Source organism: Pseudomonas sp. B21-051 (genome assembly GCF_024748795.1).
Classification (GTDB): Bacteria; Pseudomonadota; Gammaproteobacteria; order Pseudomonadales; family Pseudomonadaceae; genus Aquipseudomonas; species Aquipseudomonas putida_A.
This window is the reverse complement of the sequence record NZ_CP087166.1, coordinates 513,938-538,494: the sequence shown is the minus strand read 5'-3', so window position 1 is coordinate 538,494 and position 24,557 is coordinate 513,938. Positions and strand designations below refer to the sequence as shown.

13 protein-coding genes are annotated in these 24,557 nt (G+C 60.5%); 6 read left to right on the top strand and 7 right to left on the bottom strand.

The window, feature by feature from the left end:
* Positions 1–43 precede the first annotated feature (43 nt).
* A complete protein-coding gene (gene glnE, locus LOY52_RS02330; protein WP_258678054.1) occupies positions 44–2,983 on the bottom strand; it encodes a bifunctional [glutamate--ammonia ligase]-adenylyl-L-tyrosine phosphorylase/[glutamate--ammonia-ligase] adenylyltransferase in 2,940 nt (979 codons plus the stop codon).
* Positions 2,980–3,105, bottom strand: a complete 126-nt coding sequence (locus LOY52_RS02325; RefSeq protein WP_256198919.1) for a hypothetical protein — start codon at positions 3,103–3,105, stop codon at positions 2,980–2,982. Before LOY52_RS02325 ends, glnE begins: the two co-directional genes overlap by 4 nt.
* Positions 3,106–3,367: 262 nt before the next feature.
* Here LOY52_RS02325 and aceE point away from each other — a divergent pair, with 262 nt between their 5' ends.
* The 5 genes from aceE (at position 3,368) to msrA (ending at position 13,453) form a co-directional block, all read left to right on the top strand.
* A complete protein-coding gene (aceE, locus tag LOY52_RS02320) occupies positions 3,368–6,013 on the top strand; it encodes a pyruvate dehydrogenase (acetyl-transferring), homodimeric type (RefSeq protein WP_003220999.1) in 2,646 nt (881 codons plus the stop codon).
* 11 nt (positions 6,014–6,024) lie between these two features.
* On the top strand, positions 6,025–7,983 hold the full coding sequence (gene aceF, locus LOY52_RS02315) for a dihydrolipoyllysine-residue acetyltransferase (protein WP_258678050.1): 1,959 nt from the start codon (positions 6,025–6,027) through the stop codon (positions 7,981–7,983).
* 273 nt (positions 7,984–8,256) lie between these two features.
* A complete protein-coding gene (locus tag LOY52_RS02310; protein WP_258678049.1) occupies positions 8,257–9,654 on the top strand; it encodes an alkaline phosphatase D family protein in 1,398 nt (465 codons plus the stop codon).
* A 253-nt stretch (positions 9,655–9,907) separates the two neighbouring features.
* Positions 9,908–12,604 carry a bifunctional diguanylate cyclase/phosphodiesterase gene (locus LOY52_RS02305; protein WP_047600764.1) on the top strand — a complete coding sequence of 899 codons (2,697 nt, stop codon included), beginning with the start codon at positions 9,908–9,910 and terminating at the stop codon, positions 12,602–12,604.
* Between the two features lie 183 nt (positions 12,605–12,787).
* Entirely contained in the window at positions 12,788–13,453 is a 666-nt protein-coding gene (gene msrA / locus LOY52_RS02300) for a peptide-methionine (S)-S-oxide reductase MsrA (RefSeq protein WP_258678048.1), read from the top strand.
* A 129-nt stretch (positions 13,454–13,582) separates the two neighbouring features.
* Here msrA and LOY52_RS02295 read toward each other — a convergent pair whose 3' ends face one another.
* The 5 genes from LOY52_RS02295 to putP form a co-directional block, all read right to left on the bottom strand.
* Entirely contained in the window at positions 13,583–14,422 is an 840-nt protein-coding gene (locus LOY52_RS02295) for a 23S rRNA (adenine(2030)-N(6))-methyltransferase RlmJ (RefSeq protein WP_258678047.1), read from the bottom strand.
* A 314-nt stretch (positions 14,423–14,736) separates the two neighbouring features.
* Positions 14,737–15,057: a hypothetical protein gene (locus LOY52_RS02290; protein ID WP_097087106.1), complete on the bottom strand. Its 321-nt coding sequence runs from the start codon at positions 15,055–15,057 to the stop codon at positions 14,737–14,739.
* 331 nt (positions 15,058–15,388) lie between these two features.
* On the bottom strand, positions 15,389–16,093 hold the full coding sequence (locus LOY52_RS02285; RefSeq protein ID WP_258679821.1) for a DUF4123 domain-containing protein: 705 nt from the start codon (positions 16,091–16,093) through the stop codon (positions 15,389–15,391).
* Positions 16,083–18,098 (bottom strand): type VI secretion system tip protein VgrG, encoded by a 2,016-nt coding sequence (locus LOY52_RS02280; protein ID WP_258678046.1) that lies wholly within the window; start codon positions 18,096–18,098, stop codon positions 16,083–16,085. The genes LOY52_RS02285 and LOY52_RS02280 overlap by 11 nt, the downstream gene beginning before the upstream one ends.
* A gap of 266 nt (positions 18,099–18,364) precedes the next feature.
* Positions 18,365–19,849: a sodium/proline symporter PutP gene (putP, locus tag LOY52_RS02275; RefSeq protein ID WP_258678044.1), complete on the bottom strand. Its 1,485-nt coding sequence runs from the start codon at positions 19,847–19,849 to the stop codon at positions 18,365–18,367.
* A gap of 457 nt (positions 19,850–20,306) precedes the next feature.
* On the opposite strand from putP, the gene putA reads away from it, so the two are divergent.
* Positions 20,307–24,260, top strand: coding sequence for a trifunctional transcriptional regulator/proline dehydrogenase/L-glutamate gamma-semialdehyde dehydrogenase (putA, locus tag LOY52_RS02270; RefSeq protein ID WP_258678042.1), 3,954 nt, complete (start codon positions 20,307–20,309; stop codon positions 24,258–24,260).
* The last annotated feature ends 297 nt before the right edge of the window (positions 24,261–24,557 follow it).

Genomic DNA, 24,557 nt, shown 5'->3' with positions numbered 1-24,557 from the left:
CTCGCTCCCACCTTTTGAATCTCATTGCCTTCACTGGCTTGTTTCAGCTTAGCCCCAACTCTTTCCAGATCCGCAATACCTGCCGGCGCTCCTCGACAAACTGGTCGCCTGCAATCACCCCGGCATCCTTCTGCAAGGCCTGCCGGTGGGCGGCGGAGCGGTAGGCCTTATAGGCCTCGCGCAACAGGCTGGCGTCTTCGGCAGGCATCAGCCCTTCGTGTTCCAGCTCTTCCAGAATGCGGATGTTATCGGTCCAGCGCAGCAATGGCGGGTGGCTGTGCGACCACGCCAGGGCCGCGTATTGCACCATAAATTCAATATCGACGATACCTCCGGCGTCCTGCTTGAGGTCGAACGGCGCCGTGGCCTCGAAGGCATTTGCCGCGGTACCGGCCGCCGTGCTCTTGCTGCCGAGGTTATCGCGCATCTTGGCGCGCATCTCGCTGACTTCCTGTTGCAGCTTCGCCAGATCCCGCGCCTTGCCCAAAACCTGCGCGCGGACTTTCTCGAAGGCCTGGCCGACATCCTGACTGCCCACCAGCACCCGCGCCCGCACCAGGGCCTGATGTTCCCAGGTCCAGGCTTCATTTTCCTGATAGCGCTCAAACGCCCCGAGCGAACTGACCAACAGCCCCGACGCGCCGGACGGGCGCAAACGCATATCCACTTCATACAGCTGACCGGAGTTGGTCTGCGCTGTCAGCAAGTGAATGATCCGCTGCCCCAACCGGGTGAAGAACTGCGCGCCATCGATCGGCTTCGGCCCGTCGGTTTCCGCCTGCGGATCGCCGTCATGGATGAACACCAGGTCCAGGTCCGAACCATGCCCCAGTTCCAGCCCGCCGACTTTGCCATAACCGACAATGATGAAGCCGGGATCGCACAAGCTGCCGTCAGTGCGCAGCGGCGTGCCGTACTTGGCCACCGTCTGACGCCAGGCCAGGGCAAGCACTTGCTCGAGAATCGCTTCGGCGAGCCAGGTCAGGTAATCGCTGACTTTCATCAACGGCAGGCTGCCGGCGATTTCCGAGGCGGCAACGCGCAAGCGGTGCGCCAGTTTGAAATGACGCAGGGCTTCCATCTGCTGTTCGAGGTCGTCTTCAGGGATCCGCGTCAGGCGCTCGCGCAGCTCGGCGGCCAGCTCCGGCGCCAAGGGTGGCTTGAACAGCCGGCCTTCATTGAGCAACTCGTCGAGCAGCAGCGGGAAACGGGTGATCTGTTCGGCAATCCACGGACTGGCCGCACACAGCGTCAGCAAGCGCCGCAGGGCGCCGGGGTTTTCCGTCAGCAACACTAAATAAGCCGAACGTCGGGCCACGGCTTCGACCAGTGGCAGCACCCGCTCCAGCACCAGATCCGGGTTGTCATGCTCCACCGCCTGAGCCAACAGACGCGGAATAAACGCATCGAGACGCTCGCGACCCAGCCGCTGCATCGCGCGCAATTGCGGGCTGCCACGCAAACCGGCCAGCGCCTTCAGGGCCTTGGTCGCATCAGCAAAGCCGCCCTCTTCGAGCTGTCGGCAAGCGGCCTCTTCATCCTGCTCCTCTTCCCACAGCGGCAACCACTCACCGCCCACCACCACTTCACAATCGGCGCCCTCTTCTTCATCGGGATCGGCGATCACCTGCGCGAAGTGCCAGGCCACCCGGCCGCGCCAGAACATCAGTTTTTCGTGGAAGGCGTCCCAATCGGCGAAACCGAGCATGAACGCAATGCGTGCCTGATCCTGAGCGCTGTCCGGCAACATCTGGGTCTGGCGATCGGCAATCGCCTGAATCGCGTGCTCGGTGTAACGCAGGAATTCGTAACCTTCGCGCAGCTCGCTGATCACCGCCGGTGGCAGGTAGCCCTGGCCTTCCAGCGTGCTCAGCACCTTTAATAGAGGACGCTGTTGCAGGCTGAGGTCGCGCCCGCCGTGGATCAACTGGAAGGCCTGGGCGATGAACTCGACCTCGCGGATACCGCCGGAGCCGAGTTTGATGTTGTCGGCCATGCCTTTGCGCCGCACTTCCTGCTGGATCAGTTGCTTCATGGTGCGCAGTGCTTCGATCGCCGAGAAGTCCAGATAACGCCGGTAGACGAACGGGCGCAGCATGTCGAGCAACTGCGCGCCGGCCGCTTGATCGCCGGCCACCACCCGCGCCTTGATCATCGCGTAGCGTTCCCAGTCGCGGCCCTGATCCTGGTAGTACTGCTCCAGTGCATTGAAGCTCAGCACCAGCGCGCCGGATGAACCGTACGGACGCAGGCGCATGTCGACGCGGAACACGAAGCCATCGACGGTCATCGGATCGAGGGCCTTGATCAGGCGCTGACCGAGACGAATGAAGAATTCCTGATTATCCAGCGCGCGTTTCACGCCGACGGTTTCGCCGCCCTCGGGGTAGGCGAAGATCAGGTCGATATCCGAAGACAGGTTCAGCTCGACCGCGCCGAGCTTGCCCATGCCGAGAATGACCATCTGCTGCGGCAAACCGCTGCGCCGGCCGGTCGGTGTGCCGAATTGCTGGCAATGGCGGCTGTACAGCCATTGGTAGGCCTGGTCGATGGTGGCGTCGGCCATGTCGGAAAGGTCGCGGCAGGTCTGCACCAGATCGGCCTGACGGTTGAGGTCACGCCAGATGATCCGCACTTGATGGCGGGCGCGCTGGCGGCGCAGGACACGACCGAGTTCGTCTTCGCTTTGCGCGGTGTTCACGGCGGCGGCAATCTGCGCGCAGAGTTCACCCGGCGCGAACGGCCGGTCGAGTTCGCCGGAATGCACCAGCGACAGCAACATCAAAGGGTCACGAACGCTCTGTTCAATGACGAAATCGCTGGCGGCACTCACGCGGGCGAATTGCGCCCAGCGTTCCGGGGTCCAGCTGGAGAAGCCGTGATCGTCTTCCAGCGCGGCGACGGCCGTACGGAACGACTGCTCGGATCGAGTGACCAACGGCAGGAGAATGGCGGGGAGTTCAGCGAGCACGGGCAGGGTCATGGTCTATCCTTGATCGGCGTGTAAATGGCCGCTTGTAGTGTTTGATGAAAACCCGCTACGCGAAGGACTGTCGAACAAAAGTTAGAAATAGCTGAAATTTCTTCTTCTTTGGCATCCAGCATCAAACTTTCACCTTTTTCGGATGGTAATCGACCAACCTTAACGATTATTCTCACAACGCAGTCGGAGGCCACAAGCCTTTCCTCTGTAGTTTTACTACTCGTCTATACAGGCGAAAGGCTGAAATGCTCAAAGATTTGTAGTAAAACTACACGCCGCCGGAACAACCTGTCGGCAATCCAAGAATTTTAAATCGTCTGCCCACAAGGCCAGTCGCAAACTCAGGCAACCGATTCTGGAAGCCTTTCCGCCCTGGAGCAAGCCATGCAAGACCTCGATCCCGTCGAAACCCAGGAATGGCTGGACGCCCTGGAATCGGTTCTCGACAAAGAAGGCGAAGACCGTGCTCACTATCTGATGACCCGTATGGGTGAACTGGCGACCCGCAGCGGTTCGCAGCTCCCTTACGCCATCACCACGCCTTACCGCAACACCATCCCGGTAACCCACGAAGCACGCATGCCTGGCGACCTGTTCATGGAACGCCGCATTCGCTCGCTGGTGCGCTGGAACGCGATGGCCATGGTAATGCGTACGAACCTGAAAGATTCTGACCTGGGTGGTCACATCTCCAGCTTCGCTTCCAGCGCGACCCTGTATGACATCGGCTTCAACTACTTCTTCCAGGCCCCGACCGACGAACACGGCGGCGACCTGATCTACTTCCAGGGCCACACCTCGCCAGGCGTTTACGCCCGTGCATTCATGGAAGGCCGCATCACCGAAGACCAGATGAACAACTTCCGCCAGGAAGTCGACGGTCAGGGCCTGTCGTCCTACCCGCACCCTTGGCTGATGCCTGACTTCTGGCAGTTCCCGACCGTATCCATGGGTCTGGGTCCGATCCAGGCGATCTACCAGGCTCGCTTCATGAAGTACCTGGAACACCGCGGTTTCATCCAGCCGGGCAAACAGAAAGTCTGGTGCTTCCTGGGCGACGGCGAGTGCGACGAGCCGGAATCCCTGGGCGCGATCTCCCTGGCCGGCCGCGAGAAGCTGGACAACCTGATCTTCGTCATCAACTGCAACCTGCAGCGCCTCGACGGCCCGGTTCGCGGCAACGGCAAGATCATCCAGGAACTCGAAGGCGTGTTCCGCGGTGCACAGTGGAACGTGACCAAAGTCATCTGGGGCCGTTTCTGGGACCCACTGCTGGCCAAAGACGTCGACGGCATCCTGCAACGTCGCATGGACGAAGTCATCGACGGCGAGTACCAGAACTACAAAGCCAAAGACGGCGCGTTCGTGCGCGAGCACTTCTTCAACACGCCTGAACTCAAGGCGATGGTTGCCGACCTGTCCGACGACGAGATCTGGAAACTCAACCGTGGCGGCCACGACCCGTACAAGGTCTATGCGGCGTACCACGAAGCGGTCAACCACAAAGAACAACCAACCGTCATCCTGGCCAAGACCATCAAGGGTTATGGCACCGGCGCCGGCGAAGCGAAAAACACTGCGCACAACACCAAGAAAGTCGATGTCGACAGCCTGAAGTTGTTCCGCGACCGCTTCGACATCCCGGTCAAGGACGAAGAGCTGGAGAACCTGCCGTTCTTCAAGCCAGAGCCAAACAGCGCCGAAGCCCGCTACCTGAGCGAGCGCCGTGCCGCACTGGGCGGTTTCGTACCGCAGCGCCGCGCGCAGAGCTTCAGCGTACCGACCCCGGATCTGGACACTCTGAAAGCCATCCTCGACGGCTCGGGCGACCGTGAAATTTCCACCACCATGGCCTTCGTGCGGATCCTCGCGCAACTGGTCAAGGACAAGGAAATCGGCCCGCGCATCGTGCCGATCATCCCGGACGAAGCCCGTACCTTCGGTATGGAAGGCATGTTCCGTCAGTTGGGCATCTACTCCTCCGTCGGCCAGCTCTACGAGCCAGTCGATAAAGACCAGGTGATGTTCTACAAGGAAGACCAGAAAGGTCAGATCCTTGAAGAAGGCATCAACGAAGCGGGCGCCATGAGTTCCTTCATCGCTGCCGGTACTTCGTACTCCAGCCACAACCAGCCGATGCTGCCGTTCTACATCTTCTACTCGATGTTCGGCTTCCAGCGTATCGGTGACCTGGCCTGGGCCGCTGGCGACAGCCGTACCCGTGGTTTCCTGATCGGCGGCACCGCCGGCCGTACCACCCTGAACGGTGAAGGCCTGCAGCACGAAGACGGTCACAGCCACCTGCTGGCCGCGACCATCCCGAACTGCCGCACCTACGATCCGACCTACGGCTACGAGCTGGCGGTGATCATTCAGGACGGCATGAAGAAGATGACCGAAGAACAACAGGACATCTTCTACTACATCACCGTGATGAACGAGTCGTACCAGCAGCCAGCCATGCCGGCCGGTGCCGAAGAAGGCATCAAGAAAGGCATGTACCTGCTCGAAGAAGACACCCGCGATGCAGCGCATCACGTACAGCTGATGGGCTCCGGCACCATCCTGCGTGAAGTGCGTGAAGCGGCGAAGATTCTGCGTGAAGAGTTCAACATCGGCGCTGACGTATGGAGCGTCACCAGCTTCAACGAACTGCGTCGCGACGGCCTGGCTGTTGAGCGCAGCAACCGTCTGAAGCCTGGCCAGAAGCCTAAGCAGAGCTACGTTGAAGAGTGCCTGAGCGGCCGTAAGGGTCCGGTCATCGCTTCTACCGACTACATGAAGCTGTTCGCCGAGCAGATCCGTCAGTGGGTACCGTCCAAGGAATTCAAAGTCTTGGGCACCGACGGTTTCGGCCGCAGCGACAGCCGCAAGAAACTGCGTCATTTCTTCGAAGTCGACCGTCATTTCGTGGTGTTGGCAGCCCTGGAAGCACTGGCTGACCGTGGTGATATCGAACCTAAAGTCGTGGCCGAGGCCATCGTCAAGTTCGGCATCGACCCGGAAAAACGCAACCCACTGGACTGCTGAGGAGACATTTTGTGAGCGAACTCATTCGCGTACCTGACATCGGCAGCGGTGAAGGTGAAGTAATTGAACTGTTTGTGAAGGTCGGCGACCGTATCGAAGCCGACCAGAGCATCCTGACCCTGGAATCGGACAAGGCCAGCATGGAAGTGCCGGCCCCGAAAGCCGGCGTCATCAAGAGCCTGAAAGTCAAGCTGGGCGACCGCCTGAAAGAAGGCGACGAACTGCTTGAGCTGGAAGTCGAGGGCGCCGCTGAAGCGGCCCCAGCGCCTGCTGCTGCACCGGCTGCAAAAGCTGAAGCCAAACCGGCTGCCGCGCCTGCTGCAGCCGCGCCAGCCGCTGCCCCTGCTGCCGCTTCGGTGCAGCAAGTGCACGTGCCGGACATCGGTTCCTCGGGCAAGGCCCAGATCATCGAGATCCAGGTCAAGGTCGGCGACACCGTCGAGGCTGATCAATCTTTGATCACCCTGGAATCCGACAAGGCCAGCATGGAAATCCCGTCGCCTGCCGCGGGCGTGGTCAAGGCCATCAGCGTCAAGCTCAACGACGAAGTCGGCACTGGCGACCTGATTCTGGATCTGGAAGTGGCGGGTGCTGCGGCCCCTGCTGCGGCCGCTCCGGTTCAGGCTGCTGCGCCAGCCGCTGCTGCTGCGCCGGCGACCGCCGCCGCTCCAGCCGCACCGGTTGCCGACAGCGTTCAGGACATCCACGTTCCGGACATCGGTTCGGCCGGCAAGGCCAAGATCATCGAAGTGTTGGTCAAGGCTGGCGACAGCGTTGAAGCCGACCAGTCGCTGATCACCCTCGAATCCGACAAGGCGAGCATGGAAATTCCATCGCCTGCCGCTGGCGTGGTGGAAAGCATTTCCATCAAGCTGGACGACGAAGTCGGTACCGGCGACCTGATCCTCAAGCTGAAAGTCAAAGGCGCAGCCCCTGCTGCTGCCCCGGCTCCAGCTGCCGCTGCGCCAAGTGCTCCGGCACCGGCCGCTGCTGCTCCGGCTGCCGCTGCACCTGCTGCTGCCGCTCCGGTTGCTGCTCCGGCCAAGCCTGGTGCCAAAGTTCACGCCGGCCCGGCCGTGCGTCAACTGGCCCGCGAGTTCGGCGTCGAGCTGAGCGCTGTTGGCGCCAGCGGTCCGCACGGTCGCATCCTCAAGGAAGACGTGCAGGTTTACGTCAAGGCGATGATGCAGAAGGCCAAGGAAGCACCGGCCGCTGGCGGCGCAACCGGCGGCGCGGGCATCCCGCCGATCCCGGTCGTGGACTTCAGCCGCTTCGGTGAAATCGAAGAAGTGCCGATGACCCGCCTGATGCAGGTCGGCGCTGCCAACCTGCACCGCAGCTGGCTGAACGTGCCGCACGTGACGCAATTCGACTCGGCGGACATCACCGAGCTGGAAGCCTTCCGTGTTGCGCAAAAAGCCGTTGCGGAGAAGGCCGGCGTCAAGCTGACCATCCTGCCACTGCTGCTCAAGACCTGTGCGCACCTGCTCAAGGAACTGCCGGACTTCAACAGTTCGCTGGCGCCAAGCGGCAAGGCGATCATTCGCAAGAAGTACGTCAACATCGGTTTCGCGGTCGACACCCCGGATGGCCTGCTGGTACCGGTCATCAAGAACGTCGACCAGAAGAGCCTGCTGCAACTGGCTGCAGAAGCGGCTTCGCTGGCTGAAAAGGCCCGCACCAAGAAGCTCTCTTCGGACGAGATGCAAGGCGCCTGCTTCACCATTTCCAGTCTTGGCCACATTGGCGGCACCGGCTTCACGCCGATCGTCAACGCGCCGGAAGTGGCGATCCTCGGTGTTTCCAAGGCAACCATCCAGCCAGTCTGGGACGGCAAAGCCTTCCAGCCGAAACTGATGCTGCCACTGTCGCTGTCCTACGATCACCGCGTGATCAACGGCGCTGCTGCTGCACGCTTCACCCAGCGTCTGGGCAGCCTGCTGGGCGACATCCGCACCATCCTGCTGTAAAGCGTTCGGCCCTCCGGCAACGGAGGGCCGATTGCGTTCCACGTTTTCGGGCGCCACACGCTCGTACCTCAACCCCGTCAGTTTGACGGGGCTTTTTTTGCCTGAAAAAAGTGCAACGCCTCTTCCTACAAGTTCGGTTTACTTGAACTACAAACGCAGTCGAATTCGTCTCGATATTTTTCCTCTACAGACAACTAATCTCTGCCCTCAGCTTAAATAGCGATCTTCCTGCGTTATTTATATAAAACGAAACTTACTCGAACGGACTCGAATATGTTCAAGCCAACTATTGGCCCGATTATCGGCCACACTACAACTTGTCACGCGCGCATATTCATGCGCGCAGACAACCAAGGCAAAGCACCGGTATTTGCCGCCATTCGTTATCGCATGGCGGGAACACAACAATGGTCAGCCGGCACTTTCGCCGAACCCAGTGCGCTGCACGATATGACCGAAGTGTTTACCCTCAACAACTTGAGCAGTGACACCGAATATGAATACCAGACCGGCTGGTTCAGCCCGATGAATCCGGTACATACCGTGGACAGCGTCGCCGAACTGCCGCTGCAGTGGCCACGGGAAATCTATCGACTGCGCACCCGTTCCAGCCAGGCCCTGCAGCCAAAAGCCTATATCGTCGGCTCCTGCCGCTACTTGAGAATGACCGCCGGCGTGCCGGTACTGCCCCGACTGGGTGACCGGATCTTTGCCTCCATCAACCAGTTGATCGAAGGCGCGCAACCGCCGATCAGTGCCACCTTGATGACGGGTGATCAGATTTATGTCGACGACCTTAATGTGTTCGCACCTGATCGTGAATATAAGGAAATTCTCGGCAAGTACCGTACGGCATTCTCTCAGCCGAACATTCAGCGCCTGATGTCCGGCACAGCGACTTACATGATCCTGGATGACCACGAAATCGAAGATAACTGGCCGGCGAACGCCAGCAAGTCAGATCAAGCGTTATATCGCAACGCCATGGCCGCCTATGAAATCTATCAAGTCAGCCATAGCCCGGCGCATGAACTTACAACTAACGAAAAGGTGAATCGGGCAAAACTCGAGCACTACTGGTATCAATTCAGTGACGGCGATATCGAATGGTTCGTGACCGACACCCGCACCCGCCGCAACCTGTCAGCTGACGATCGCCGCATACTCGATGAGGCGCAGGAACAGGCACTGCTCGAATGGTTGATCAACAGCCCGGCGCGGGTGAAATTCGTCGTGACCAGCGTCATGTTCTATCCGGATCGCAAACTGCTTGGCGACGACGCCTGGAAAGCCTTCCCGGAGCAGCGTCTGCGCCTGCTGGAAACCATCCGCACCCGGCGCATCAAGAATGTCGTGTTTGTCTCGGGCGATGTGCATGGCTCGCTGACCTCGCGCCTGATGCATAGTGAAGACCCGGATTTCGAAGTCCACACCATCGTTTCCTCGCCGCTGTGCAACAGCAAGCTGTTGCCCTACGCCAAGGCGTCGACATTCATCCTCGATCAGCCGCTGGCGCGCACGGCCGCGGGCGATTATTGGCATGAATTGACCAGCGCGGTGGTCAGTGAGGACAACTTCGCCCATGTGGTGGTCGAGACTGATCAGATTTTGATCAATTACCATGATCGTGATGGTAAACGTCTGCAGTCGATTGGCCTGAAATTGCGTTGAATTCTTAAAAGATCGCAGCCTTCGGCAGCTCCTACATCGGTATGGATTCCCTGCAGGAGCTGCCGCAGGCTGCGATCTTTTGCTCTTTTCAACCACCCACTGGAGAAATGTCCCGAGCGGCCGACACATTCTTATAGCACTTGGCCTTCATCTCTCTTGTCAGTCGGTGCCGCAATGATGCAACCTTGCCGCAGGCAACAGTAAAGAGGGCGAGAGCCCGGCGCGTTCAGCATATTTCCAAGCGAGTTCCTTCATGAAGAGCCAACCCGATGCCGCCAGCCGTATGGCGGCCGAGGTAGTGACGCAGTTGCCTGTGCCCTCGCGGCTCGGCATGCTGCGTTTCGAGCGCTTGAATGAAGCCAGCTGGGCGATGCTGTTTCTCGATCCCAATTGCGAACGCCAGTTCGGCCAGCCGGCCGTCGAGCTCTGTGCACTGGTCGGCTCGCCCTACGCCAGCCTGATGGAGCCCGAAGCGCGCTATCAACTGCACGACACCATTCAGCAGCAACTGCGCGACAGTCCGCATTATCTGGTGCGCTACACCCTGCACACCGCCGCCGGCGTTCTGAGCATCCTCGAACTGGGCGAAGCCTATAAACAGCATAATCGACACTTGCTGCGCGGTTACCTGCTGGCGGTCGATGATGTGTTCGACGAAGCGCCGACGCTGCCGTCCGTCGACCTCGAAACCCAGAACTCGCGCCTGCAGATCGCCCTCGAACTCAACCAGCGTGCCCAGCAGGAACAACTGCAGCACCTTGATCGGGTGCGCGCCCAGCAGGATCTGATTCTGCTACTCGCCCGCCAGCGCTACAGCAGCCACAACTCGTTGCAAGAAGCTGCTGAACTGATCACTCGTTGCGCCTGCGATATCTATGAAATCGACTGCGCCAGCCTGTGGAACCTCGAAGGCAATCTGCTGGTACCGATTTCCGCGTATCACCGCGCGACGCAGGAATACATCCTGCCGGAGGTGATCGACATCAGCGGCTTCCCCGACTACATGGAGGCGCTGCACGGCAGCCGCGCCATCGACGCGCATAATGCGATGCGCGACCCGCGAACCCGCGAGATGGCCGAAGCCCTGCGTCCGCGCGACGTCAACGCGATGCTCGACGCCAGCATCCGGGTCGACGGCCAGGTGGTCGGCGTGCTCTGCCTGGAGCAGACCGGCGTCACCCGCGCCTGGCAGTCCGACGAAATCGCCTTTGCCGGTGAGCTGGCCGACCAGTTCGCCCAGGTCATCAACAACCACAACCGCCGCACCGCCACCAGCGCCCTGCACCTGTTCCAGCGTGCGGTCGAGCAAAGTGCCAACGCCTTTCTGCTGGTCAATTGCGACGGCGTGGTCGAGTACGTCAACCCGAGCTTCACCGCGATTACCCAGTACTCCACCGAGGAAGTCCACGGCCAACGTCTATCGGAACTACCGGCTCTGGAGAACCTCAGCGAACTGCTGTTCGACGCGCCGTCGGCGCTGGCCAAGAGCAACAGCTGGCAGGGCGAATTCAAGAGCCGGCGCAAGAACCTCGAACCGTACTGGGGCCAGTTGTCGATCTCCAAAGTGTATGGCGACAACCGCGAGCTGACGCACTACATCGGCATCTACGAAGACATCACCCAGACCAAACTGGCGCAGCAGCGCATCGAGCGTCTGGCGTACACCGACAACCTGACCAACCTCGGCAACCGCCCGGCGTTTATCCGCAATCTGGATGAACGCTTCGCCCGCGATAGCGATACCCCGATCAGCCTGCTGCTGGTGGACATCGACAACTTCAAGCGGATCAACGACAGCCTCGGTCACCAGACCGGCGACAAGTTGCTGATCAGCCTCGCCCGCCGCTTGCGCAACAGCCTGAGTCCGAGCGGCAGCCTCGCGCGCTTCGCCAGTAACGAATTTGCGGTACTGCTCGACGATACTGACCTCGCCACCGGCCAGCAGATCGCCAACCAATTGCTGGCGACCCTCGACAAGCCGATGTTCGTCGACAACCAGTTGATCAGCGTCACCGGCTCCGTGGGCCTGGCCTGTGCGCCGCTGCATGGTCGCGATCCGCAGACCCTGATGCGCAACGCCGGTCTGGCGCTGCACAAGGCCAAGGCCAACGGCAAACATCAGGTCCAGGTGTTCACCGAAGCACTCAACGCCGAGGCCAGCTACAAGCTGTTCGTCGAGAACAACCTGCGCCGCGCCCTGACCCAGAACGAGCTGGACGTGTTCTACCAGCCCAAGCTGTGCCTGCGCAGCGGTCGCCTGCTGGGCATGGAAGCGCTGCTGCGCTGGAACCACCCGGAACGCGGCATGATCCGGCCGGACCAGTTCATCAGCGTCGCCGAAGAGACCGGTCTGATCATCCCGATCGGCAAGTGGATTGCGCGTCAGGCCTGCCGCATGAGCAAGGCCCTGACCGCCGCCGGTCTGGGCAATCTGCAAGTGGCGATCAACCTCTCGCCCAAGCAGTTCTCCGACCCGGATCTGGTCGCGTCCATCGCCAACATCCTCAAGGAAGAAGCGCTGCCGGCCAATCTGCTCGAACTGGAGCTGACCGAAGGCCTGCTGCTGGAAGCCACCGAAGACACGCACCTGCAGCTCGACCAGCTCAAGCGCCTGGGCCTGACTCTGGCCATGGACGACTTCGGCACCGGCTATTCGTCGCTCAGCTACCTGAAAAAATTTCCGATCGACATCATCAAGATCGATCGCAGCTTCATCCACGAAATTCCCGACAATCAGGACGACATGGAAATCACCTCCGCGGTGATCGCCATGGCCCACAACCTGAAACTCAAAGTCGTGGCCGAAGGCATCGAGACCGCCGAGCAACTGGCGTTCCTGCGTCGCCACCGCTGCGACGTCGGCCAGGGCTACCTGTTCGACCGGCCGATCCCCGGCGCCGAGCTGATCCAGGCGCTCAAGCGCTACCCGCGCGGCCCGCTGTGCCTCTAGCCCTCGCCGCCCTTTCATGTAGGAGCTGCCGAAGGCTGCGATCTTTTGATCCTGTTTTTTAAAGACAAGATCAAAAGATCGCAGCCTTCGGCAGCTCCTACATTGGGTAGTGATTAAACGGGCATCATTCGGCACACTGGCAGTCTGACTTTTTACATCCCATCCTGACTGAGAGGAACGATCATGGTTCTGCGCTCGGAAATTCTGGTGAACAAAAACGTGCTACCGACCAAAGACCAAGCTCTGCCCGGCCGCGAAACCGCGATGACCCTGCCTGAAAAGCACTTCGTCTTCGAAGAAACCCCACTGCTCGGCCCGTTCTTTCAGGACGTCGACTTTGCGATTTTCGGCCTGGGTTGCTTCTGGGGGGCGGAGCGCCGCTTCTGGCAGCGCGAAGGCGTGGTCAGCACCGTGGTCGGCTACGCCGGCGGCTACACGCCGAACCCGACCTACGAAGAAGTCTGCTCGGGCCTGACCGGCCACGCCGAAGTGGTGCTGGTGGTATATGACAAGGCCAAGGTCAGCTACGAAGAGCTGCTGGCGATGTTCTGGGAGCTGCACAACCCGACGCAGGGCATGCGTCAGGGCAACGACATCGGCACCCAGTACCGTTCGGTGATCTACGCGACCACGCCTGAACAACTGGCCGCTGCGCTGAAGAGCAAAGCGCTGTATCAGGCTGAACTGTCGAAGGCGGGTCTGGGTGAAATCAGCACCGAAATTGAGCAGGCGCCGACCGTGTACTTCGCTGAGGCGTATCACCAGCAATACCTGGCGAAGAACCCTGAAGGTTATTGCGGGATCGGCGGCACCGGCGTGTGCATGCCACCGAGCCTGGCGGGTAACTGAACCTTAAAAGCAAAAGATCGCAGCCTTCGGCAGCTCCTACAGAAGATCAGTGATCGTCCGCACATTGGTGGACGACACTAAACCCTGTAGGAGCTGCCGCAGGCTGCGATCTTTTGATCTTGCCGTTGATCAGCTCTCGGCGATCAACCAATCCATCTGCCAGCCACCCTGGGTCTGCCCAAGCTTCTTCGACAGCCACGGCAGCAGCTCACGCAATTCCTCTTCCAGCCCCCACGGCGGATTGGCAATCGCCATCCCCGAGCCGTTCAGGCTGTTCGGCGTATCCAGCGGATGCACCAGCAACTCCACGCGCAGCAACTTCGGCGCGCCGGTACCGGCCAGATCCTGATAGAAACGGCGCAACGCACGCTGATCCTTCACCGGATACCAGATCGCCGCCACGGTTTGGCGCATCCGGCCAATCGCTTCTTTCAGCGACGCCGCACACTTTTGCATCTCGTCGAGCTGTTCGAACGGCGGATCAATCAACATCACCGCGCGTTTCTCCTGCACCGGCAACATCGCCCGCGCCACATGCCAGCCCTCGCCCAGATGCACTTTCACCCGACGGTCACCGGCCATGTTCTCTTTGAGCTGCACGCCGTCTTCCGGGTGCTTCTCGTTGAGCATCACCCGATCCTGCAGCCGGGTCAGACGCCGCGCCAGCTCCGGCGAACCCGGGTAGTAGCGCAACTGGCCATCCGGGTTCATCTCGTGCAGCACCTTTATGTAGTCGGCGGTCAGCACCGGAAGATCCGGCTGATCCCACAACCGCGCGATGCCTTCCAGGTACTCGCCGGTACGGTTCGCCTGATCGCCCTGCAGGTCATACAGACCGATACCGGCGTGCGTGTCGAGATAGGCAAACGGCTGCTCCTTGCGCGACATCAGGGCGATGAGGCGGGTCAAGGTCAGGTGTTTGAACACATCGGCGTGATTGCCGGCATGGAAGGCGTGACGATAATTCATGGCTGCTCCTGCGAGGGCCGTGAAGTTTACCTTTTACCGGGCGGCAAGTCAGGGGTTGGCGGCCGAGCGGACTCCAACAGCAAAGATCGCAGCCTTCGGCAACTCCTGCACGGGATTGGCGTACACCCTGTAGAATCTGCCGAAGGCTGCGATCTTCCGCTCTTGCCCTTGTGGCGAGGGGATTCATCCCCGATGGGCTGCGCAGCGGCCCCAAGACCTCAATCCCCATTCCGTCTGACACCGCGACAACCGGGTTGCGGCTGCTACGCAGCCGAGCGGGAGCAAGCTCCCTCGCCACAAAAACGCTCTCAGGCTTAAAGGGACAGGTTGCCGAGGCGTTTGCCAATCACATCCAGCACATCACAGCCGTCACGCAGCGGAATGGCGCAGAGCATGGCGAAGTCGCTGAGGATGATCGAGTCGCATTCGACCGAGCCGCGCATGCACATGTTTTCCAGCACCTGAATCACGGCGCGGATGCGGTGGTTGGCGGCGTCCATGAGGATGTCGAGGGGGACTTGGGTGTCGATGAACAGGGTGGGCATGTCGCTGCAATTGCCGGTCAGGGCCATGAAGCGGTTGTCGGGATGGGGGATGATTTTCTCGTAGGGTGGGTCGGGTTTAAGCATCGTCATATTTGAGCATTCTCGAAGTTCTAAATTGAGACTGCCATCGACCTTCCTACGGGTTTGGGTGGCAGCCATGCGCGGGAGTAGGAACTGAGGAACTTCAAATCAGCCACGTCGAAACGTGTCCCGCACACAGCCGCCATGAAAGGCGTTGTGGACACTAGTCAAGTGTCGCAACCAATCAACGGTACTGATGCACATTTGAAGTTCGGGTTCCTACACCCTGCCACCACTCTCGCAGTGACAACGAAAAGACTATCCCCGCAATCCACCGCCCACCAGTTCATGAAATCCGCCGCAACTCGCAGGAAACGTCCGAAGCCTTCGCCCGGAAATTTCACTCTGCTTCGTCCTGCAAATACGCCAATAACGCCGATTGCGACGATTCTTCCGACGCTGAAACCTGAAAAAACTGCCGAACCTTGCAGCGCAACACAGCCTCCGGAAACGCCTCATACAGCGCCGGATGCTCCTCGCTTAGCCACTGCAGCGCATTGCTGATCCGGACTGCATTCCCTGCTGAAGCCAGTACCGAATCAGGCACCTTCCACCAGGGAAACACCCGCCCCGAAACCTGCGCCCTGCCCCCGATATCCACGGCCTGTCCATTGATCAAGCTGCGCGAGATCACCGGTATCAACTGCGCAGATTGCACTTCGTCGGACTGCAGGATCGGCAACAAAAACCGTCCATCCCAAAACCGGAAAAACACCGCTGTGCCGTCCGGCATCAGCACTTGAGTCAGGCTGCGAAAGTGCTCGACCAGCACTTCAAGGCTCGCGGAAGACACTGCCAGCCAACCCCAGTCGCGAGACTCGGTAGAGGCCACCCAATCGAGAAGCTCACTGCCCGCCGCGACAATTCCCACGAAGGGCATCACCGCGTCCCACTCGGCGTAGATCGTGTCCGCCCAGATCGGGCTCGGTGCAACCAACGGAGGCCTGGCGTCGCTGGCATTACTGAAAATCGCGAACAGTTGCTCCGCAGGTTTCAGCGGCTCACGCGCCAGCCACGCTGAAGGCGTCAGGCACTCAGGCCGCACAGACACCGTCCTTGCAACTCTCACACTCTTCGCAGAATGGCGCATCACCTTTGAAGCTCATGATTTGTGCGGCGGTGAGCATGGCCGCCGGTGCCGCTGCAAATTTCGCCGGCAGTCCCGGCACACTCGGTGCCGCGCTCATCGCAGCCATCGGCGCGCCACCGACCTGGATGGGTACGCTGCTGAAGATCCCGCCGGGGCCGATGTTGATCCACTGCCCGCCGGCCTGAATGGTCGCGCTCGCGCCGCCGTCGATCACCACTTGCTGGCCGGCACTGAGGTGAATTTGCGCGCTGGCGCTGGTCGCCTGACTGCTCACCCGAATATGCCGGTCACCCGCAACCGTCAGGTGATCGTCCTGCTTCACTTCGGTCTGGCGCTGGCCGTGGGTGATGCGCTGTTCGTCAGCCTTCAACTCATGTTTCGCCAGGCCCGTGACGACGACGCTGCGCTGGTTGTCGACCTGCAGTTGTTGGTCGTGCAGCACATGCTGGGTCCAGTTGCGTTGGGCACGCAGGTAGATTTCCTCGGCGCCTTTCTTGTCCTCGATGCGCAGTTCGTTGTAACCGCCGCCACCGGGGCTGCTCTGGCTGCGCCAGATGCTGCGGGTCTTGTCCGCCGGCAGGTCCAGCGGCACCGGGGTCGATGCATTGGGCAGGCAGCCCATCACCAGCGGTTTGTCGGCATCGGCGTCGATGAAACCGACCAGCACCTCCATGCCGACCCGCGGGATCAACACACTGCCGTAATGGTCATGCGCCCAACCGGTGGCGACACGCAGCCAGCAGCTGGAATGCTCGTTGAGTTCGCCGTCACGGTCCCAGGCCAGTTGCACCTTGACCCGGCCATATTCGTCGCAGTGGATTTCCGTGTCTTGCGGCCCGGTGACGACGGCAGGTTGATAGCCGAGCATCCGTGGTTTTTCCGGGCCGAGGGCCGGGCGGAAGAATATGTCCCACGGCGTGGCGAGAAAGGTATTACGGTAACCCTGGAAGCCTTCACCATCACTGGTGACCGATTCCTCCAGCACTTGCGGCTGTCGGCCGTGGTGTTCGACCGAGGTCAGCAGCCACAGGTTGTTCCAGTCGCTACGCGGATGGTCGATCAGTGGCAGGAAATGCCCGCAAACCAGTGCGGATACGTCGCTGACGCCCTCGGCCTGACGGTAATCGGCGACATGTCGCTCAAGCGCTCTTTGGGCCAGGTGCCTGCCGGTTTCACGATCGTTGAATTGGCCGGGGAAGTGATAATCCTCAAGCACCGGGCGCTGCTCACCGTCGGCCCGACTTTGCAGCTGCAGGCGCGGCTTGATGAAGTTGTAATCGCGCCGGGTCACTACGCTGGTACGGGTTTCCACGCGAACATTGAAACGATTGATCGCCCGCGCGCCACCGGCCATGCCGCTGCCGGGCAGATAAAGCGTCGGTTGAGCCAGTTTCGGGAACACCGTCTGATCATCACCGAAAACCAATAGGTGACCTTCCGGACTGTGCTGAAAGTGGTAATGAATGCCGACTTCGGCGCACAGGCGCTGGATAAACGCGAGGTCACTTTCGGCGTATTGCACGCAGTACTCGCGCTCCGGGTACTCGCTGCCCAGGCGAAATTCAAAAGCATCGCGCAGAATCGAATGATCCTTGAGCACCTGCGCGACGATTTGCGGCACCGTCAGATGCTGAAAGATCCGCTGATTGATTCGATGCGCGAGGTAGGTCAGACGCGGGACAAGACTGAGGTGATAGCGCGTCAGACGTTTCCCGGAATCGCCCTGCCCGACCTGATAAATCTGACCGTGAATGCCGCCGCCATCTGCATCGAAGCTAAGAAACGCCTGACAATGCAGCAGGCTTTCCAGATCCAGATCAGGCCGTTCACTGACCAGTTCCAGCTCGAAACGAAAGGGTTGGCTGATGGCTTCCTTGCCCGTGAACTCAAGGACTTTGAGATCAATTTGGGCGCCTTCGAGGGTCAACGTGAAACGCGGTTGATTGGCAGGCGCGAACATCCGATGTCTCTCTGCAGAATGAGGGCGGGCGATTCTGCATGAGGGGCAAGGGGTGTTGGTTGGGTGACGGGAAAATCAGATTTGCCCTACTTTTTTTGGCGAAAAAGCCTTCGAAAATCGGCGCATGCGACTACAGACAACCCTCTCAAACTCACCACCGCTCCCACATTGGATCTCCACAGGACTCGAGAAATCACAGGCACAAAAAAACGGCCCGCCTCCTTGTAGGAAACGGGCCGTTTTTCTGTGAGCCGCAGCTCAGTGCATCACTTGTTCAGATGGAAATCTTTTTCCGCTGCCTGGAAGCGCTGCACCATGCCAGCAGTCGGTGCGCCGAGCTTGCTGACGATGTAGATCGCCAGGCTGGCGAAGATGAAGCCCGGGATGATTTCGTACAGACCCATCACCTCGAAATGCTTCCACACCACCACGGTGATGGCGCCGACCAGGATCCCGGCCAGTGCGCCGTTGCGGGTCATGTCTTTCCAGATCACCGAGATCAGCACCACAGGACCGAACGCTGCACCGAAACCGGCCCAGGCGTAGGACACCAGGCCCAGTACGCGGTTTTCCGGGTTGGCGGCCATGGCGATAGCGATCAGCGCCACCAGCAACACCATCGCGCGACCGACCCACACCAGTTCCACCTGGGAAGCGGATTTGCGCAGGAAGGTTTTGTAGAAGTCTTCAGTCAGGGCGCTCGAGCACACCAGCAGCTGGCAGCTCAGGGTGCTCATGACCGCGGCGAGAATCGCCGACAGCAGGACACCGGCCACCCAAGGATTGAAGAGGATTTTCGCCAGTTCGATGAACACCCGCTCATGGTTCTCGGTGACTGGGCCGGCGACTTCCGGGTGCGCCGAGAAGTAGGCGATGCCGAAGAAACCCACGGCGACGGTGCCGCCCAGGCACAGGATCATCCAGGTCATGGAGATGCGACGGGCGTTGGCAATCGACTTCACCGAGTCAGCAGCCATGAAGCGCGCGAGGATGTGCGGTTGACCGAAGTAACCCAGACCCCAGCCCATCAGCGAGATGATGCCGATGAAGGTGGTGCCCTTGAGCATGTCGAAGTTGCTCGGGTCCTGAGCTTCGATGGCGAGGAACGTGGTATCGACGCCGCCGGTGGCCAGCAGCACGATGATCGGCGTCAGCAGCAGGGCGAAGATCATCAGCGTGGCTTGCACGGTGTCAGTCCAGCTCACCGCGAGGAAACCGCCGACGAAGGTGTAGGCAATTGTCGCCGCAGCACCGGCCCACAGCGCCGTCTCGTAGGACATGCCGAAGGTGCTTTCGAACAGACGGGCGCCGGCCACGATGCCGGAAGCGCAGTAAATGGTGAAGAACACCAGAATCACCACCGCCGAGATGATGCGCAGCAGGCCGCTTTTGTCTTCGAAACGGCTGGAGAAGTAGTCCGGCAGGGTCAGCGCATCGCCGTTATGCTCGGTCTGCACACGCAGACGGCCGGCGACGAACAGCCAGTTCAAGTAGGCACCGACGATCAGACCGATGGCGATCCAGCTTTCGGACAGGCCGGACATGTAGATGGCACCTGGCAGGCCCATCAACAACCAGCCGCTCATGTCGGAAGCACCGGCAGACAGAGCCGTGACGACGCTGCCCAGGCTGCGGCCACCAAGAATGTAGTCGGAGAGGTTGTTGGTGGAGCGATAGGCCATGAAGCCGATCAGCACCATTGCTGCGATGTAGATCACGAACGTGATCAGTGTTGGATTGCTTACGCTCATTAAGTTACGCCCTGGCTTTGTTTTTATGTTGCAGCGGTGATCGCTCGCCCACAAACGACGACGTTTGGCAGACGAAACGGGATCCCGCGCATTTAGGACTGATGTTTCCCCAGGAAAGCCACCAGCCGATGCACCGGGTATTCCCGGTTGCACCTTGGGCGCGAATGCTATGCAACAAAGTAAAAAAGGTGCAACCAGTTTCTGGCGATTAAGTTGCACCTAGTCGGATATACCGATAAATACGCCGTTTTTGCTCCCTTTTAGCGCAGTTGAGTCGCTCTGCTAGAAGTAAAAGCACCAAGCAGGAGCGGCACTTCAGTACCAGAAAATAATTCCTGACGAAGCGTTTATTTTTCCGACAAAAAAAGGGTTGCACCCGGTTGCACCTCTTCCGGCGCACGGCTAATCTTGCCGCCAGCTGATGCCACGCAACTGTGGCAACCATGAGGATAAAAATATGGCTACCACCACCCTTGGGGTCAAACTCGATGACCCGACCCGCGAGCGCCTGAAGGCTGCCGCGACCTCGATTGATCGCACACCGCACTGGCTGATCAAGCAGGCAATTTTCAATTACCTGGAAAAACTCGAGGGTGGTGCAACCCTGACCGAGCTGAACGGTTTGACCGCCAAAGACAGCGATGACGCTGGCGAAGTCCATACCGATCACGCCCACCAGTGCTTCCTCGAATTCGCTGAAAGCATCCTGCCGCAATCGGTACTGCGCGCATCGATCACCGCTGCTTACCGTCGCCCTGAGCCGGAAGTGGTGCCGATGCTGATCGAGCAGGCGCGCCTGCCGGCACCGATGGCCGAAGCCACCAACAAACTCGCTGCGACCATCGCGGAAAAACTGCGTAACCAGAAAAGTGCCGGCGGTCGTGCAGGCATTGTTCAGGGCCTGCTGCAGGAATTTTCGCTGTCGTCCCAGGAAGGCGTGGCACTGATGTGCCTGGCCGAAGCACTGCTGCGTATCCCGGACAAAGGCACTCGCGATGCGCTGATCCGCGACAAGATCAGCACCGGCAACTGGCAGCCACACCTGGGCAACAGCCCGTCGCTGTTCGTCAACGCGGCGACCTGGGGTCTGCTGCTGACCGGTAAACTGGTATCGACCCACAACGAAGCCGGCCTGACTTCGTCGCTGAGCCGAATCATCGGCAAGAGCGGCGAGCCGATGATCCGCAAGGGCGTCGACATGGCCATGCGTCTGATGGGCGAGCAGTTCGTCACCGGCGAAACCATCGCCGAAGCACTGGCCAACGCGAGCAAGTTCGAAGCCAAGGGCTTCCGCTATTCCTACGACATGCTCGGTGAAGCGGCACTCACCGAACACGACGCGCAGAAGTACCTGGCATCGTACGAACAAGCCATTCACTCGATCGGCAAAGCCTCCCACGGCCGTGGGATTTATGAAGGCCCGGGCATTTCCATCAAGCTCTCGGCCCTGCACCCGCGCTACAGCCGTGCGCAGTACGAGCGCGTGATGGACGAGCTGTACCCGCGCCTGCTGTCGCTGACCCTGTTGGCCAAGCAATACGACATCGGCCTGAACATCGATGCCGAAGAAGCCGACCGCCTGGAGCTGTCGCTGGATCTGCTTGAGCGCCTGTGCTTCGAACCGCAACTGACCGGCTGGAACGGCATCGGCTTCGTGATTCAGGCTTATCAGAAGCGTTGCCCATACGTGATCGACTACGTGATCGATCTGGCCCGCCGCAGCCGTCATCGCCTGATGATCCGTCTGGTGAAAGGCGCGTACTGGGACAGCGAAATCAAGCGCGCCCAGGTCGAAGGCCTGGAAGGCTATCCGGTGTACACCCGCAAGGTGTACACCGACGTTTCCTACATCGCCTGCGCCCGCAAACTGCTGTCGGTGCCGGAAGTCATCTACCCGCAATTCGCCACGCACAACGCCCACACCCTGTCGGCGATTTATCACATTGCCGGTCAGAACTATTACCCGGGCCAGTACGAATTCCAGTGCCTGCACGGCATGGGCGAACCGCTCTACGAGCAGGTTGTAGGTAAAGTTTCCGAAGGCAAGCTGAACCGTCCGTGCCGCGTGTACGCACCGGTCGGCACCCACGAAACCCTGCTGGCGTACCTGGTACGTCGTCTGCTGGAAAACGGCGCGAACACCTCGTTCGTCAACCGCATCGCCGACCAGTCGATTTCGATTCAGGAGCTGGTGGCCGATCCGGTGGCGCAGATCGAGCAGATGGCGACCGTAGAAGGTGGTTTCGGCCTGCCGCACCCACGCATTCCGCTGCCGCGTGACCTGTACGGCGCCGAGCGCGCCAACTCCGCCGGTATCGACATGGCCAACGAACATCGTCTGGCCTCGCTGTCCTGCGCCCTACTCGCCACTGCGCACAACAACTGGAAAGCCGCGCCGATGCTCGGTTGCGCTTCCAGCAACGAAGCCCCGGCGCCAGTGCTGAACCCGGCGGATCACCGCGACGTGGTCGGCCATGTGCAGGAAGCTACCGTCGAAGACGTCGACAACGCGATCCAGTGCGCACTCAATGCTGCGCCAATCTGGCAGGCCACCCCGCCAGCCGAGCGCGCGGCGATTCTGGAGCGTGCCGCCGACCTGATGGAAGGCGAGATCCAGCCGCTGATGGGCCTGCTGGCCCGTGAAGCCGGCAAGACCTTCGCCAACGCCATCGCCGAAGTGCGTGAAGCGGTCGATTTCCTGCGTTACTACGCGGTGCAGGCGCGCAACGATTTCAGCAATGACGCCCACCGCCCACTGGGCCCGGTGGTGTGCATCAGCCCGTGGAACTTCCCGCTGGCCATCTTCAGCGGTCAGGTCGCTGCCGCACTGGCCGCCGGTAACCCGGTACTGGCCAAACCGGCTGAACAGACACCGCTGGTTGCCGCGCAAGCCGTACGTTTGCTGCTGGAAGCCGGGATTCCCGAAGGCGTGCTGCAACTGCTGCCGGGTCGCGGTGAAACCGTCGGTGCCGGTCTGGTCGGTGACGAGCGCGTCAAAGGCGTGATGTTCACCGGTTCCACCGAAGTCGCGCGTCTGCTGCAGCGCAACATCGCCGGTCGCCTCGACAGCCAGGGCCGTCCGATTCCGCTGATCGCCGAAACCGGTGGCCAGAACGCGATGATCGTCGACTCTTCGGCACTGACCGAACAAGTGGTGATCGACGTGGTGTCCTCGGCCTTCGACAGCGCCGGTCAGCGTTGCTCGGCCCTGCGCGTGCTGTGCCTGCAGGAAGATTCCGCGGACCGTGTCATCGAAATGCTCAAGGGCGCGATGGCGGAAAGCCGTCTCGGCAACCCTGAGCGTCTGTCCGTGGACATTGGCCCGGTGATCGACGCCGAAGCCAAGGCCGGCATCGACAAGCACATCCAGGCCATGCGCGATAAAGGTCGCAGCGTGTACCAAGTGGCTATTGCCGACAGCGAGGAAGTCAAACGCGGCACCTTCGTCATGCCGACCCTGATCGAGCTGGAAAGCTTCGACGAACTGCAACGCGAGATCTTCGGCCCGGTGCTGCACGTGGTGCGCTACAAGCGCAAGGACATCGACCAGTTGATCGGCCAGATCAATGCCTCCGGTTATGGCCTGACCCTCGGCGTACACACCCGCATCGACGAGACCATCGCCAAGGTGATCGACAACGTCAACGCCGGTAATGTCTACGTCAACCGCAACATCGTCGGTGCCGTGGTCGGCGTGCAGCCGTTCGGCGGCGAAGGCCTGTCGGGTACTGGTCCGAAGGCCGGTGGTCCGCTGTACCTGTACCGTTTGCTGTCGACGCGTCCTACTGACGCCATCGAACAATCCTTCGCTCGCGGTGATGCGCTCGTCGCCCCCGACGTGCGTCTGCGTGATGCCATGAGCAAACCGCTGAACGCCTTCAAGGCCTGGGCCGAGAGCAACCAGTACGCCGAACTGAGCGCCCTGTGCGTGCAGTACGCCGCCCAGTCGCAAAGCGGCATCACCCGTGTGCTGGCCGGCCCGACCGGCGAGAAGAACAGCTACGCGATCCTGCCGCGTGAACACGTGCTGTGCCTGGCGGACGTCGAAGGCGATCTGCTGACCCAACTGGCGGCGGTCTTGGCTGTCGGCGGTTCGGCGGTATGGCCGGAATCCGACATCAGCAAGGCCTTGTTCGCACGCCTGCCGAAGGACGTTCAGGCGCGAATCAAACGGGTTGCCGACTGGCACAAGGATGAAGTGGTGTTTGATGCGGTGCTGCATCACGGCCATTCCGACCAGTTGCGTGGCGTGTGCCAGCAGATTGCCAAGCGTGCCGGTGCGATCGTGGGCGTTCAGGGCCTGTCCCAGGGCGAGACCAACATTGCGCTGGAGCGTCTGGTGATCGAACGAGCGTTGAGCGTCAACACCGCGGCGGCGGGTGGTAATGCCAGCTTGATGACTATCGGTTAATACCGATAACCGGGTAGCCGCAATGGCTGCCCGGTACGCAATACCCCTGTGGGAGCGAGCCTGCTCGCGAAGACGGAGTGTCAGTCGACATCAATGTTGCCTGAACCACCGCTTTCGCGAGCAGGCTCGCTCCCACAGAAGATCAAAAGATCGCAGCCTTCGGCAGCTCCTGCAAAGACCATGTAGGAGCTGCCGAAGGCTGCGATCTTTTGCTTCTGTATCACGCCCATCAATCATCGTATTCAGCCTTTATCAGCAAGCCTAGACTCGGCCCAACCCCAATTTTCAGGTAGGCCG

Excerpts from the sequence above, each read along its gene's own strand:
- putA (WP_258678042.1), top strand. The coding sequence starts at position 20,307 with ATGGCTACCACCACCCTTGGGGTCAAACTCGATGACCCGACCCGCGAG.
- aceE (WP_003220999.1), top strand. The coding sequence starts at position 3,368 with ATGCAAGACCTCGATCCCGTCGAAACCCAGGAATGGCTGGACGCCCTG.
- LOY52_RS02295 (WP_258678047.1), bottom strand. The coding sequence starts at position 14,422 with ATGAATTATCGTCACGCCTTCCATGCCGGCAATCACGCCGATGTGTTC.
- LOY52_RS02325 (WP_256198919.1), bottom strand. The coding sequence starts at position 3,105 with ATGCTGGATGCCAAAGAAGAAGAAATTTCAGCTATTTCTAACTTTTGT.
- msrA (WP_258678048.1), top strand. The coding sequence starts at position 12,788 with ATGGTTCTGCGCTCGGAAATTCTGGTGAACAAAAACGTGCTACCGACC.
- putP (WP_258678044.1), bottom strand. The coding sequence starts at position 19,849 with ATGAGCGTAAGCAATCCAACACTGATCACGTTCGTGATCTACATCGCA.
- LOY52_RS02290 (WP_097087106.1), bottom strand. The coding sequence starts at position 15,057 with ATGACGATGCTTAAACCCGACCCACCCTACGAGAAAATCATCCCCCAT.
- LOY52_RS02310 (WP_258678049.1), top strand. The coding sequence starts at position 8,257 with ATGTTCAAGCCAACTATTGGCCCGATTATCGGCCACACTACAACTTGT.
- LOY52_RS02280 (WP_258678046.1), bottom strand. The coding sequence starts at position 18,098 with ATGTTCGCGCCTGCCAATCAACCGCGTTTCACGTTGACCCTCGAAGGC.
- LOY52_RS02305 (WP_047600764.1), top strand. The coding sequence starts at position 9,908 with ATGAAGAGCCAACCCGATGCCGCCAGCCGTATGGCGGCCGAGGTAGTG.
- glnE (WP_258678054.1), bottom strand. The coding sequence starts at position 2,983 with ATGACCCTGCCCGTGCTCGCTGAACTCCCCGCCATTCTCCTGCCGTTG.